This is a genomic window from Streptacidiphilus anmyonensis, from assembly GCF_000787855.1.
GTDB classification, from domain to species: domain Bacteria; phylum Actinomycetota; class Actinomycetes; order Streptomycetales; family Streptomycetaceae; genus Streptacidiphilus; species Streptacidiphilus anmyonensis.
The window spans coordinates 23332-36371 of sequence record NZ_BBPQ01000006.1; the positions used below are offsets into that span (position 1 = coordinate 23332).

A 13040-nucleotide genomic window follows, 5' to 3' on the forward strand; every position below is an offset into this window, starting at 1 on the left:
GGTCACGGCGGCCCGACGGCGACGCGTCGACGCCGGCTCAGCCGGCCGTCACCGCGCGGATGCTCTCGCGCAGCGAGGACATGGTCGCGAGCACGGCCGTCGGCTCGTAGCCGCAGTGCGCCATGCAGTTGTCGCAGCGGGGGTCCTTGCCGCGGCCGAACTTGTCCCACTCCGTGGTGTCCAGCAGCTCCTGGTAGGTCTGGGTGTAGCCGTCGGCCATCAGGTAGCACGGCTTCTGCCAGCCCTTGAGCGAGTAGGACGGGATCGCCCACGGGGTGCACTCGAAGTCCCGCTTGCCCTCCAGGAAGTCCAGGTAGAGGGCCGAGTGGTTGAGCCGCCACTTCTTGCGGTGGCCGTCGCCGAAGGCCTTCTTGAACAGCTGGCGGGTCTGCTCGACGCCGAGGAAGCGGTCCTGGTCCGGCGCCTTCTCGTAGGCGTAGCCGGGCGAGATCTGCATCCGGTCGACCTTGAGCTCGTCGTTCAGGTAGTCCAGCACCTCGATGATGTCCTGAGGGCTGTCGTTGTTGAAGAACGTCGAGTTCGTGTAGACCTGGAAGCCCGCCGCCTTGGCCTGCTTGATCGCGGCGACGGCCTGGTCGAAGACGCCGTCCTTGCTCACCGACTCGTCGTGCCGCTCCTGCAGCCCGTCGATGTGGACCATCCACGCGAAGTTCCGGTGCGGCTTGAACTTGTGGATGTGCTTGGGCAGCAGCACCGCGTTGGTGCACAGCACGACGAACTTGCCGCGCTTCAGCAGCTGGCGGGTGATCTCGTCGATCTGCGGGTGCATCAGCGGCTCACCGCCGGCCAGGGAGACCATCGGCGCGCCCGACTCCTCGACGGCGGCGACGGCCTGCTCCACCGGCATGCGCTGCTTGAGCACGCTCGCCGGGTGCTGGATCTTGCCGCAGCCCGCGCAGGCGAGGTTGCAGGCGAAGAGGGGTTCGACCTCCACGATGAGTGGGAACTTCTCGCGGCGGAGAAGCTTCTGCTTGAGGAGGTAGCTGCCCATCTTGACGGTCAGATTGAGTGGGAGTCCCATGATCTCTCTCTCCGTTCCCCCGGGCGACGGGTCCGTGGCCCTCTTCTAACATACAGTCTGTATGGAACAGGATGCAGGTATGACAGCACCCCGATCGAGGCGTTCGCCCGGAAGTCGGCGCGCGGAGCACACCGCCGACACCCGGCGCGCGCTCGTGCGCGCCGCGCGCACCCTCTTCGCCGAGCGCGGATACACCGCGACGGGGACCGAGGACATCGTGGCGGCGGCGCAGGTCACTCGAGGGGCGCTGTACCACCACTTCAAGGACAAGGCCGACCTGTTCCGGGCCGTGATGGGCGAGTGCGCCCAGGAGATGGCCGAGCGGCTCGTGGAGCAGGAGACGGCGCGCGCCGAGAGTGAGACCGGTGACGCCTGGACGCTGCTGCGGCACGGTTTCCAGTCGTTCCTGGACGCCTGCAACGACCCGGACTTCCAGCGGATCGTGCTGGTGGAGGGCCCGGCCGTGCTGGGCCACAGCGCCTGGGACGCGCTGGTCGAGCAGCACGGCTACGTGCTGCTGGCGGAGGAGTTGACCCGGGCGATGGACGAGGGCAGCATCTCGCCGATGCCGATCGGCCCGCTCACCCGGATGCTGGCGGCCCTGATCTCCGAGGCGAGCCTCTACATCGCCCGCGCCGTGGACCACGAGACGGCGCGCAAGGAGGCGGGCGAGGTGCTGGAGCGCCTGCTGACCGGACTTTCGCGTACTGACGCGTAACTTCCACGGTCCGAAGCCTTCCCGAGCCGGGGTGCGTCCCCTACCCTCTCGATTGCGCCACTGATTACTGGCACAGTTAAGGGTGGAAGGTGAGGGCATGGGGAGCAGCGCGGCGGTCCAACGGGTCAAGGTCGCCATCATCGGCTCGGGATTCGGCGGGCTCGGCGCCGCCGTGCGGCTGCGCCAGGAGGGCGAGGACGACTTCGTCGTCCTCGAGCGCGGCGCGAGCGTCGGCGGCACCTGGCGTGACAACAGCTACCCGGGCTGCGCCTGCGACGTCCCGTCCCACCTGTACTCCTTCTCCTTCGCGCCCAACCCGGACTGGCCGCGCACCTTCTCCGGGCAGCCGGAGATCCGCGGGTATCTCGAGCGCGTCGTCGAGCGCTTCGGCCTCCGCGGCCACCTGCGGTTCCGTCACATGGTGACCGGCGCGCGCTGGGACGAGGGCACCGGACGCTGGGAGGTCGAGACCGACCAGGGCCGCTACAGCGCCCAGGTGCTGGTCGCCGCCACCGGCCCGCTCTCGGACCCGTCGGTCCCGGACATCCCCGGCCTCGGCGACTTCCCCGGCGAGGTCTTCCACTCCGCGCAGTGGAACCACGACTACGACCTGGCCGGCAAGCGCGTGGCCGTCGTCGGCACCGGCGCCTCCGCGATCCAGATCGTGCCCTCCATCCAGCGAGAGGTCGGCAGGCTGGTCCTGTTCCAGCGCACCCCGCCGTGGGTGATGAACCGGATGGACCGCGACATCACCGCCGTCGAGCGCTTCGTCTACCGCCACGTCCCCGCCGCCCAGAAGGCGCTGCGCGGCGCGCTGTGGCTGGTGCGCGAATACCAGGTCGGCGCGTTCGTGAAGCGTCCCGGCCTGCTGCGCGCCCCCGAGGCGCTGGCGCTCGCCAACCTGCGGCGGGCCGTCAAGGACCCGGCCCTGCGGGCCAAGCTGACGCCCGACTACCGCTTCGGCTGCAAGCGGGTGCTGCTGTCGAACACCTACTATCCGGCGCTCGCCCAGCCGAACGTGGACGTGGTCGCGGCCGGCCTGAAGGAGGTCAGGGGCAGCACGCTGGTCGCCTCCGACGGCACCGAGCACGAGGCCGACGCGATCGTCTTCTCCACCGGCTTCCACGTGACCGACCTGCCGGTCGCCGACCACATCACCGGCGTGGGCGGACGGACCCTGGCGCAGGAGTGGGAGCAGGGCATGGCCGCGCTGCGCGGCACCACCGTGCGCGGCTTCCCCAACCTGCTGCTGGTCATCGGCCCCAACACGGGGCTGGGCAACAGCTCGATGGTGCTGATGATCGAGTCGCAGCTCAACTACCTCGCGGACTACCTGCGCAAGCTCGACTCCAGCGGCGCCGCCGCGCTGGACGTGACGGCCTCCGCCCAGCTCCGCTGGAACGACGAGCTCCAGCGCCGGATGGCGCGGACCGTCTGGAACACCGGCGGCTGCCGCAGCTGGTACCTGGACGCCATGGGCAACAACACCACCCTGTGGCCCGGCACCACCGCGCACTTCCGCCGTGAGACGCGCACGGTGGACCTGCACGAGTACGACCTGATCCACGCGCCCGTCGCCCAGCCCGTGAACGCCTGAGGGAGATAGATCGACATGTCGAGCAAGCAGAGCATGGCCGGTCAGGTCGCCGTCATCACCGGAGCCGCGCGCGGCGTCGGCGCGCAGCTGGCGCGCGTGCTGACCGCGCGCGGCGCGCGGGTCGCCCTGGTCGGGCTGGAGCGGGACCGGCTCAAGGAGGTCGCCGAGGAGTGCGGCCCGGAGGCGGGCTGGTGGGAGGCCAACGTCACCGACCGCGAGGCGCTGAGCGCCGTCGCCGCGGAGATCGTCGAGCGCTACGGCCGCGTCGACGTCGTGGTCGCCAACGCCGGCATCGCGACGGGTGCGCCCTTCGCCGACTCCGATCCGGACGTCTGGACCCGCGTCATCGAGGTCAACCTCGTCGGCAGCGCGAACACCGCCTGGGCGTTCCTGCCCGCGCTGGCCGACTCCCGCGGGTACCTCCTCCAGATCGCCTCGCTGGCGGCGATCACCCCCGCTCCGCTGATGAGCGCCTACTGCGCGAGCAAGAGCGGGGTGGAGGCGTTCGCCCATTCGATCCGGCCGGAGCTGGCCCTGAAGGGCGTCAAGGTCGGTGTCGGCTACCTGAGTTGGACCGACACCGACATGGTGCGCGGTGCGGACGAGGACCCGGTGATGCGCGACATGCGCGCGGCGCTGCCCTGGCCGCTGAACCGCACCTACCCGCTGGGCCCGGCCGTCGACCGCCTCGCCGACGGCATCGCGCGGCGGTCGGCCCACGTCTACGCCCAGGCGTGGCTGCGGGGCATGCAGCCGCAGCGCCACCTCGTCCCGATGATCATGGGTGCGGTCGGCCCGATGCGGCTGCGCGCGATGGGGACGCGGCTCGCGGAGTTCGCCGAGAACCCCCGCGGCCTGGTCGGCCGCGGCGGAGCGGCGGACCAGGCGGACCGTCAGGCGCACATCAGGTAGTCGGCCCGTCGCCGCTCGGCGGGTAGGCGAGGCGCACGATCATCGAGTGCAGCAGCTCCAGTTCCTCGGGCGTGAGCCCGTGGTCAGCTGTTCCTCGGTGCGCCTGACCGCCTCGGCGACGCGCCCGAGCAGCGTCTGCCCGGCTTCCGTGATCACGATGGCGTGCGCGCGGCGGTCGGTCGGGTGCGGCTCGCGACGCACCAGGCCGCGCGCTTCGAGCGCGTCGAGGGCGCGAACCACCGCGGACTTGTCCGCGTCCATGCTGTCCACGAGTTGGCGTTGCGTCGGCATGTCGAACAGGCCGGCGTGCATCAGGATGCCGGCGTGACTACGCCGGACGCTTCCTGCTGCACTGCCACAACCTGGAGCACGAGGACATGGCGATGATGGCCGAGTTCACCACCAACCAGTGACAGCGATGGTGACGCAGCGTCAGGTCGACGGGGACGCGCGGGGCTTAGGCCGCCGGGTGCTCCCGCCGCAGGGCCTCGCCCGCCGCGCGGCACTCGTCCAGCAGGACGCGCAGGTCGTCCGGGGTCGTGCGGGCGTTCAACAGGCAGGCGCGGACGGCCTCGTGGCCGCCCAGGACGGTGCCCGTGACGAACGCCCGCCCGCGTTCCTGGACGGCGACGCCGAGTGCCGCGTTGACGCGGTGCAGGGTCTCCTCGTCGGCGTCGGCGGGTGCGTAGCGGAAGGCCACGATCGAGGTCTCGACGGGCGTCAGCAGCTCCAGGTCCGGGGCCTCGTCGACCATCCGCCCGAGCTCGCGGGCGAGTTCGCAGCAGCGGGTGACGTCGCGGGCCACGCCGGAGCGGCCCGCGGCGGCCAGCGTCGCCCAGACCTTCAGCGAGCGGAACGGGCGGGTCTGCTCGATCCCGTACTCGGAGAACCAGCCGAGCCCGCCCGCGGCGTCGTCGCGCAGGTAGGCGGGCACCAGGCTGAACGTGCCGCGCAGTTGCTCGGCGTCGCGCACCAGCAGGCAGCCGCAGTCCACGGGCACGCCGAGCCACTTGTGCGGGTCGAGCGCGAAGGAGTCCGCGCGCTCCAGCCCCGCGTAGCGCGGCGCGGCCAGCGGGTCCAGCCGCCCGAACGCGCCGTAGGCGCCGTCGACGTGCAGCCAGAGCTTCTCCTCGGCGCAGACGTCGGCGAGCGCGCCGAGGTCGTCCACCACGCCGGCGTTCACCGTCCCGGCGGAGCCGACCACCAGGAAGGGCGTCAGCCCGGCGTCCCGGTCCGCGCGGACGCGCTCGCGCAGCGCCTCGGGGATCAGGTGGCCGGCGGCGTCCGTCGCGACGGTGACCAGGTGCCTGCTGCCGAGCCCCAGCAGCTCGGCGGCCTTGCGCACGCACGAGTGCGTCTCGGCGCTGACGTAGCCGACCAGCGGTGGCAGCGCGCCGACGCCCTCCTCCCGCACGTTCACCCCGAGGTTCGCGGCGGCGCGGTTCCGGGCGGCCGCGAGGGCGACGATCGTCGCCATGGACGCGCCGGACGTCAGCAGCCCGCCCCCGTCCGGGTGCGGGAACCCGACCAGCTCCGCGAGCCACCGCACGACGCTGCGCTCCAGGTGCACGTCGGCGTGGTCGCCCCCGGCGGAGCTGGGGTTCATCGCGGCCGCGGCGAACGCGCCGAGGATGCCCGCGGGCGCGGGCGCGGCGTTCACCCACCCGAAGAACCGGGGGTGCCCGTTGCCCATGGGGTAGGGCAGCACGTCGCGCTCGATGGCCTGGACCAGCGCCGCCAGCTCCGTCCCGTCCTCGGGCAGCGGTCGCTCCAGCAGGGCGCTCCGCGCCGCGGCGGGCATGGGCGTCCAGACCTCCCGCTGGGGCAGCCCGTCGAGGTAGTCGGCGAGCAGGTCGACGGTGTCGTGCGCGGCGGAGCGGAAGTCGCTGGTCATGCGCACACTCTAGGCAGGGCCGAAAGCCGGGCCGAGCGCAGGACCCCGGTCCGCGGCAGGCCGATCAGCCGTGCCCCCGGCTCCGGATCCTGGTCGGTCCCGGCGATCAGGCTGATGCCGCCCAGGGCCGTCAGGACGTACGAGCCGGAGGAGGACGACATGGGTGCTCGACTGCACGGAACAGTGGCGCTGGTGACCGGCGCCAGCAGCGGCATCGGCGCGGCGACGGCGCGGCGACGGCGCGCGGCCTCGCCGAGGAGGGCGCGGCGGTCGCCCTCCTCGCGCGACGGCGGGAGCGTTTGGAGGAGCTGGCCGCCGGCATCCGGGCCGACGGGGGCACGGCGCTCGTCGTCGCCGCCGACATCGCCGACCGGCAGTCGGCCGTCGACGCGGTGGCACGGACGGTGAACGAACTCGGGCGGCTCGACACGGTGGTCAACAACGCGGGCCTCATGCACGTCGGCCCCGCCGCCGAGGCGTCACCGGACGACTGGGACGCCATGGTGCAGATCAACGTCCACGGCCTGCTCCACATCACCCGTGCGGCGCTGCCGCACCTGATCAGCGCCGCGGCCGACTCGCCGCGGCGGATCGCCGACCTGGTCAACATCAGCTCGACCGCGGGCCGCGTGGCCCGGCCCGCGACAGCCGTCTACAACCTGACGAAGTTCGGCGTCAACGGCTTCACCGAGGCGCTGCGCCAGGAGGTCCGGGAGCAGGGCGTGCGGGTCGGCGTCGTCGAGCCCGGCACCGTGGACACCGAGCTCAGCACGCATCTGCGTGACGGCGTCAGGGAGGCGATCGAGCGTCAGGTCGAGGGGCTGGAGCTGCTCCGTCCGCAGGACATCGCCGACGCGGTCGCCTACATGGTCACCAGGGACCGGCGGGTGGCCGTCAACGAGATGCTGGTCCGGGCCTCCGACCAGAGCTGGTAGCCGTGTCAGCCGCGCGGCTCGCCGAGCGCGATCGAATCGCCCGGGGGAGCCGGCTTCGGCCGGCGCGGGAAGCGGTCGCCGGAGAGGTCGGGACCGGAGTCGAGTCCCGGACGGCGGGCCCGGCCGCCGCGCACCCGGTCGGAGACGAAGCGCATCGGCGCGGTCAGCGCGATGGCCACCGGGTGGCGGGTGACGTCGAAGCCGAGGCGGCTCCGGCTGGTCGGCCGGCCCCACGTGCGTTCCAGCGGATAGCCGATCAGCAGCCACAGCGGCGCCGCGGCGACGAGGCCCGCGCCGATCACGATCCTGCGCCCACGGCCCGGCCCGCGCCCTTGCCCGCGGCCCCGCCCGCGTCCGCGGCCGAAGTCGCGGCGGCCGCCGCCTTGGATCCCCCCGCGGATGTGCAGCTCGCGGCGGCCGGAACCCGAACGGCTCCCCCGGGGTTGCGCATTGTCTGATGCCATGTCAGCCTCCCCTCCGTTCCAGGGTGCCCCGCGCCCCCCGGCGTGTGCAAACAAGGTGCCCATCCGGTGATCGCAAGGGAGACTGGAGGGGTCCGACCCGTCCGGCGTGGAAGAGGGGCACCGTGAGCGTCGTCGCTGGGAGGAAGGCGATGGGCGAGCAGGGCGACGCACCCGCGCCGCGCACCGAGGGCGGACGGCTCGCCCGCCTCTGGCGGCGTGCCAGGATGCCGCTGCTCGCCGCGGCCACGGGCGCGCTGCCGGTGCTGGTCTTCCCCACGCCCGGCTGGTGGTGGTTCGCGTACGTGTGCCTGGTGCCGCTGCTGCTCGTGCTGCGGGCCGCGCCGACGCCGCGGCGGGCCGCCTGGCTCGGCTGGTGGGGCGGGATCGGCTTCCTGATCGGCGTGATGAGCTGGCTCATTCCCTCGGTCGGCCCCGCCATCGTCGTGCTGGCGGCCTTCCTGGGCGTGCTGTGGGCGCCGTGGGGCTGGCTGGTGCGGCGCCTGCTGCACGGCACGCCGGACGCGGGGCGCGCGCTCGCCGCCCTCGTGCTGCTGCCGACGGGCTGGCTGCTGACCGAGACGGTCCGGTCCTGGCAGTACCTCGGCGGGCCCTGGGGGCTGCTGGGGGCCAGCCAGTACCAGCAGCACTTCGCGCTGCGACTGGCCTCCGTCGGCGGGGTCTGGCTCGACAGCCTGCTGATCGTCGCGGTCAACACCGCGGTCGTCGTCCTGCTGGCCGCCTGGGGGCGGTCGGCGGTGGCCTGGCTGACGCTGCTCTCGCTCGCCGCCGCCACCGTCGCCCTGACCGCCTGGGCGCCCGCCCCGCGCACGACCGGCCGGACGGCCGCCATCGGGGTGGTCCAGCCCGGCATGGCTGTCGCCAACGACGCCGTCGGCGACCGGACCATCCGCGGCGAGCAGCTCACCGCGACGCTCACCGCCGACCGTCCTGACCTGGTGCTCTGGGGCGAGAGCAGCGTCTCCTTCGACCTGGGCACCCGTCCCGACCTGGTCGCGCGGCTCAGCAGCCTGTCCGCCTCGACCGGAGCGGACCTGCTGGTGAACGTCGACGCGATGCGGCCGGGCAAGGGCGGCATCTACAAGAGCTCGGTGCTGGTCGGCCCGCAGGGACTGACCGGACAGCGGTACGACAAGATCCGCCTCGTCCCGTTCGGCGAGTACATCCCCTTGCGTCCGGTGCTGGGGTGGATCAAGGACTTCTCCAAGGCGGCCGCGGTCGACCGGCGGCGCGGCAGCGAGCCCGTGGTGATGACCGTGCCGACGCGCGACGGCGGCACGCTCAAGGTCGGCCCGCTGATCTGCTTCGAGTCGGCCTTCCCCGACATGAGCCGGGCGCTGGTGCAGCGCGGCGCGCAGGTGATCCTGGTGCAGTCCGCCACGCCCACCTTCCAGGACACCTGGGCGCCCGAGCAGCACGCCTCGCTGGCCGCGCTGCGCGCCGCGGAGACCGGCCGTCCGGTCGTGCAGGCCACGCTGACCGGCGTGAGCGTCGCCTACGACGCCTCCGGCCGGCAGGTGGGTGAGCGGCTCGGCAAGGACTCCTCGGCCGCGACCGTCTACACCGTGCCGCTGACGACGGGCAGCACGCTCTACGACCGCTGGGGCAACTGGGTGCCCACCGGCTGCGCGCTGGTCCTGCTGCTGAGCGGCGGCGCGTGGCTGGTGTCCGCGCAGCGCAACCGGGCCCGGGTCTCGCCCGACAGCACCCCGGAGAACGACGCGGACCACCCGTCCGGCGGCCGTTAGCGCGAGATCCTGCCCGATATCGGGCAGGATTCTTGGAGAAGCGTCTTCGCCCTGCGTAAGGTCATGCGTCGTGTCCCAGGCCAGCCACCCCCACGACGACCTGTTGCAGCACCTGCTCCGCACGACCGCGCTCCGTCCCGGCGAAGCCGCCCGGGTGATCGCGGACGTGCTCGCCTACTTCGGCGAGAGCACCGAGGAGTACGTGCGCCGCCGCCACGGCGAGCTCCAGGCGCGCGGGCTGACCAACGACCAGATCTTCACCCGCATCGGTCAGGAACTGCGGCAGCGCCGCGTGGCAGCACCCGAGCTGTCCGCCCGCCAGCTGCGCCGACTGGTCTACGGGTGACCATTTCGACGAACGGGAGTCGGTACGTATGTGCGGAATCGTGGCCTACATCGGCGGCAAGGACGCGGCCCCCATCCTGCTGGAGGGTCTGGCCCGACTGGAGTACCGGGGCTACGACTCCGCAGGCGTGGCCGTCACCGGCAAGACCGGCGGCCTGAAGCTGGTCAAGAAGAAGGGCCGCGTCGCCGACCTGGCGGCCGCCGTCCCGGCCCGCTTCAAGGGGACGGTCGGCATCGGCCACACCCGCTGGGCCACCCACGGCGAGCCCAGCGACGCCAACTCCCACCCGCACCTGGACGGCGCGGAGCGCTTCGCCGTCGTGCACAACGGCATCATCGAGAACGCCGAGGAGCTGCGCGCCAAGCTGGAGAGCGAGGGCGTCGTCTTCGCCTCCGAGACCGACACCGAGGTGCTCGCCCACCTGATCGCCGCCCACGCCAAGGAGACCGACGAGCTCGAGGACGCCGTCCGCGGCGCGCTCGCCCGCGTCGTCGGCACGTACGGCATCGCGGTGCTGGACGCCGAGCGCCCGGACCGGATCGTCGTCGCCCGCAACGGCAGCCCCATCGTGCTCGGCATCGGCGAGAAGGAGATGTTCGCCGCCTCCGACGTCGCCGCGCTGGTCCGCTACACCCGCCAGGTCGTCCACCTGGACGACGGCGAGCTGGCGACGGTCCGTGCGGACGGCTTCAGCACCTTCACCCAGGACGCGCGGATGACGGCCAAGCAGCCGTCGACCGTGGACTGGGAGGAGGCCTCCTACGACACCGCAGGCCACGCCCACTTCCTGATCAAGGAGATCTCCGAGCAGCCGGCCGCCGTCGAGCGCACCCTCTCCGGCCGCGTCGACGAGCGCTTCGCCACCGCCCACCTGGGCGGCCTGAACCTCGACGCGCGCGAGGCCCGCGCCTTCCAGCGCGTCAAGATCCTCGGCTGCGGGTCCGCGTACTACAGCGGCGAGCTCGGCGCCCAGCTGATCGAGGAGCTGGCCCGGATCCCCGCCCACGCCGAGCCGGCCTCGGAGTTCCGCTACCGCAACCCCGTCATCGAGGCGGACACGCTCTACATCGCGGTCAGCCAGTCGGGCGAGACCTACGACACGCTCGCGGCGGTGCAGGAGATCAAGCGCAAGGGCGGCCGTGTGCTGGGCGTCGTCAACACCGTCGGCAGCGCGATCGCGCGCGAGTGCGACGGCGGCGTCTACCTGCACGCGGGCCCGGAGATCTCTGTCGCCTCGACCAAGGCCTTCACCTCCACGGCGGTCGCGTTCGCGCTGATCGCGCTGCACTTCGGCCGCGTCCACGACCTCTCACCCGCGGACGGCCAGCGCATCTGCGCCGGCCTGAAGGCCCTGCCGGACCAGATCCGGGAGATCCTGGCGCAGGAGGAGTCGATCGCGAAGCTGGCGGGGCAGTACGCGCAGAACGCCGGGATGATGTTCGTCGGCCGCGTGCGCGGCTGGCCGGTGGCGCGCGAGGGCGCGCAGAAGCTGAAGGAGGTCTCCTACGTCCACGCCGAGGCCTACCCCGCGAGCGAGCTGAAGCACGGGCCGCTGGCCCTGATCGGCCCCGAGCTCCCGACGGTCGCCGTCGTCCCGGACGACGAGCTGCGGGAGAAGAACCTCACCACCATGGGCGAGATCCGCGCCCGCCACGGCCGCGTGCTGATGGTCGGCCACTCCGCGCCCGACCCCAAGTACGCGGAGGACTGCATCCTCATTCCCAAGAACGAGCCCGAGCTGGACCCGATCCTGCTGGGCATCCCGCTCCAACTGCTCGCCTACCACGCGGCCGTCGCCCTGGAGCGGGACGTGGACAAGCCCCGCAACCTGGCGAAGTCGGTCACGGTCGAGTAGCCCTCAGCCGGCGCGCGCAGCCACCCGGCATGTGACGGTCCCCCGGCCTGCGGCCGGGGGACCGTCGCGCTGTTGCCCGCGCCCCGGGTCAGCGCAGCCTCAGCGTGCGGCCAGCGCGGGGGTCGCGGACAGGTGGGCCGTGACGACCAGGGTGCCGTCCTCGACCTGGTAGTCCAGGGGGACTTCGAGGCGGCGCAGGGTCGCGATCATGCCGCTGTTGGCCGCCGTGGTGACGGCGTAGACCGTGTCGACGCCCGCCGTGCGGGCGAGTTCGGTGAGGCGCTGGACCAGCGCGCCGCCGATGCCGTGGCGCTGCCAGGCGTCCTCGACGAGGACGGCGATCTCGGCGGCGTCGTCGTCCCACAGCAGGTGGGCGAGGGCGACGATGGCGCCGTCCTCCGACTCGACCGCGAGGGTCTGCCCGTGGCGGGGGTCGAGCAGGTGGGCGAGGTAGCGGTCGACGTCGCCGACGGGGCCGTGGTAGCGCTGGCGCAGCGTGCGCGCGCTGCAGCGGTCGTGCATCGCGGTGGCGGCCGCGCGGTCACCGGGCTCGGCGCGGCGGACGGCGATCTCGCCCATCGCGTGCGGGGCGCGCTCCCCGCTGACGCGCAGCGTGGCGCGGTCCTCCGGGACGCGCGGGCCGAGCTGCGCGTCCAGCTCCACCAGGGCGCGGGCGCGGGCGAACTCGGTCGGGGTGAACGGCGGCTGAAGACGCGTCAGTTCGACCACGCCGCCGGCCGGGTCACGCAGGCGCATGACCGCTCCGTCCAGCTCGTCCTCGTCGAGCTGCTCGCCGGGAAGCGAGCGGATCCGGCAGCGGCCGAACAACTGCCGCAGTGCGAGCGGGAGTTCCGCCGCGTCGTGGGCGGTGCGGGTGGCCATGGTGAGCACCCGGGTCGGGATGTCCACCAGGTCGTGCGCGTCGGCCCGCTCCACCCAGACCTCCGAGCCGCCGGCCGCGACCAGCGTGCGGCTCAGCTCCTGGGGCGCGAGCAGCGGCGAGGCGCGGACGACGAACTCGTCGACCGTCTCCTCGGCGAGCGGGTGGGCCTGCATCGAGACGATGTTGACCGGGATGTCGGCCAGCGCCCGGCACAGCGAGGCGAGGCTGCCCGGTGAGTCGGCGACGGTCACCCGGATCCGCCACAGGGCGACCTCCTCCGGCGGGGTCGCGGCTGTCGGCGCGGTGATCGTCTCCGCGTGGTCGGCGGTCGCCGCCGCTGCGGCGGAACGGCTGGACGTCGATGTGATCGTGCCTGGCGGGGCGTGTGTGTGACGGTGTGTCCACCAGCTGTGCCACACCGCCGTGGCGCCGAGTGCGAGCGCGGAGGCGAGCAGCAGCACGGGTCCGTCGTGGCCGTGCACCACGATGTTCGCGACCAGGTCGGCGACCGCGACGGCGGCGAAGACGGCGGAGAGCTCGACGGTGTCCCTGCGCCAGCGGGCGCGGACGGACGAGAGGGGCTGCTGGGAATGAGAGCGCTTCATGCCGTCATGTTGCCGAACCAGTG

13 protein-coding genes and 1 pseudogene are annotated in these 13040 nt (G+C 72.8%); 8 read left to right on the top strand and 6 right to left on the bottom strand.

Features of this window, described 5'->3' with window-relative positions; all coding sequences use genetic code 11:
• Positions 1-37: 37 nt before the first annotated feature.
• A complete protein-coding gene (hpnH, locus tag TR50_RS08795) occupies positions 38-1042 on the bottom strand; it encodes an adenosyl-hopene transferase HpnH (protein ID WP_042417211.1) in 1005 nt (334 codons plus the stop codon).
• Between the two features lie 79 nt (positions 1043-1121).
• Between hpnH and TR50_RS08800 the strand changes: the two genes are divergently transcribed.
• The 3 genes from TR50_RS08800 to TR50_RS08810 all read left to right on the top strand — a co-directional run bounded on the left by TR50_RS08800 (position 1122) and on the right by TR50_RS08810 (position 4269).
• Positions 1122-1760: a TetR/AcrR family transcriptional regulator gene (locus tag TR50_RS08800; protein WP_042417214.1), complete on the top strand. Its 639-nt coding sequence runs from the start codon at positions 1122-1124 to the stop codon at positions 1758-1760.
• Positions 1761-1857: 97 nt separating this feature from the next.
• Positions 1858-3357: a flavin-containing monooxygenase gene (locus tag TR50_RS08805; RefSeq protein WP_042417217.1), complete on the top strand. Its 1500-nt coding sequence runs from the start codon at positions 1858-1860 to the stop codon at positions 3355-3357.
• Positions 3358-3372: 15 nt separating this feature from the next.
• Positions 3373-4269: an SDR family oxidoreductase gene (locus TR50_RS08810; protein WP_042417221.1), complete on the top strand. Its 897-nt coding sequence runs from the start codon at positions 3373-3375 to the stop codon at positions 4267-4269.
• A 39-nt stretch (positions 4270-4308) separates the two neighbouring features.
• Here the strand turns inward: TR50_RS08810 and TR50_RS08815 are convergent, their stop codons facing one another.
• The gene (locus tag TR50_RS08815; protein ID WP_052440859.1) at positions 4309-4581 is read right to left on the bottom strand and encodes a MarR family winged helix-turn-helix transcriptional regulator; all 273 of its coding nucleotides are present in this window, start codon (positions 4579-4581) and stop codon (positions 4309-4311) included.
• 17 nt (positions 4582-4598) lie between these two features.
• Between TR50_RS08815 and TR50_RS44020 the strand changes: the two are divergent.
• A pseudogene (locus tag TR50_RS44020) lies at positions 4599-4682 on the top strand (multicopper oxidase domain-containing protein); the annotation flags it as partial.
• 44 nt (positions 4683-4726) lie between these two features.
• Here the strand turns inward: TR50_RS44020 and TR50_RS08820 are convergent.
• Together TR50_RS08820 and TR50_RS46610 are read right to left on the bottom strand one after the other, a co-directional pair.
• Positions 4727-6163: a pyridoxal phosphate-dependent decarboxylase family protein gene (locus TR50_RS08820; RefSeq protein WP_042417224.1), complete on the bottom strand. Its 1437-nt coding sequence runs from the start codon at positions 6161-6163 to the stop codon at positions 4727-4729.
• Positions 6160-6324 (bottom strand): hypothetical protein, encoded by a 165-nt coding sequence (locus tag TR50_RS46610; protein WP_160311094.1) that lies wholly within the window; start codon positions 6322-6324, stop codon positions 6160-6162. The genes TR50_RS08820 and TR50_RS46610 overlap by 4 nt, the downstream gene beginning before the upstream one ends.
• Here TR50_RS46610 and TR50_RS08825 point away from each other — a divergent pair.
• Entirely contained in the window at positions 6253-7098 is an 846-nt protein-coding gene (locus TR50_RS08825) for an SDR family NAD(P)-dependent oxidoreductase (RefSeq protein WP_236654352.1), read from the top strand. The genes TR50_RS46610 and TR50_RS08825 overlap by 72 nt on opposite strands.
• Before the next feature lie 5 nt (positions 7099-7103).
• Here TR50_RS08825 and TR50_RS45375 read toward each other — a convergent pair whose 3' ends face one another.
• Positions 7104-7562 carry a hypothetical protein gene (locus TR50_RS45375; RefSeq protein ID WP_152648316.1) on the bottom strand — a complete coding sequence of 153 codons (459 nt, stop codon included), beginning with the start codon at positions 7560-7562 and terminating at the stop codon, positions 7104-7106.
• A 149-nt stretch (positions 7563-7711) separates the two neighbouring features.
• On the opposite strand from TR50_RS45375, the gene lnt reads away from it, so the two are divergent.
• The 3 genes from lnt to glmS all read left to right on the top strand — a co-directional run bounded on the left by lnt (position 7712) and on the right by glmS (position 11529).
• Positions 7712-9328: an apolipoprotein N-acyltransferase gene (gene lnt, locus TR50_RS08835; RefSeq protein WP_042417228.1), complete on the top strand. Its 1617-nt coding sequence runs from the start codon at positions 7712-7714 to the stop codon at positions 9326-9328.
• A gap of 70 nt (positions 9329-9398) precedes the next feature.
• Positions 9399-9674, top strand: a complete 276-nt coding sequence (locus TR50_RS08840; RefSeq protein WP_042417229.1) for a hypothetical protein — start codon at positions 9399-9401, stop codon at positions 9672-9674.
• 28 nt (positions 9675-9702) lie between these two features.
• Entirely contained in the window at positions 9703-11529 is a 1827-nt protein-coding gene (glmS, locus tag TR50_RS08845; RefSeq protein WP_042417231.1) for a glutamine--fructose-6-phosphate transaminase (isomerizing), read from the top strand.
• 99 nt (positions 11530-11628) lie between these two features.
• Here glmS and TR50_RS08850 read toward each other — a convergent pair whose 3' ends face one another.
• Positions 11629-13017, bottom strand: a complete 1389-nt coding sequence (locus TR50_RS08850) for a GNAT family N-acetyltransferase (RefSeq protein ID WP_042417233.1) — start codon at positions 13015-13017, stop codon at positions 11629-11631.
• Positions 13018-13040 lie beyond the last annotated feature (23 nt).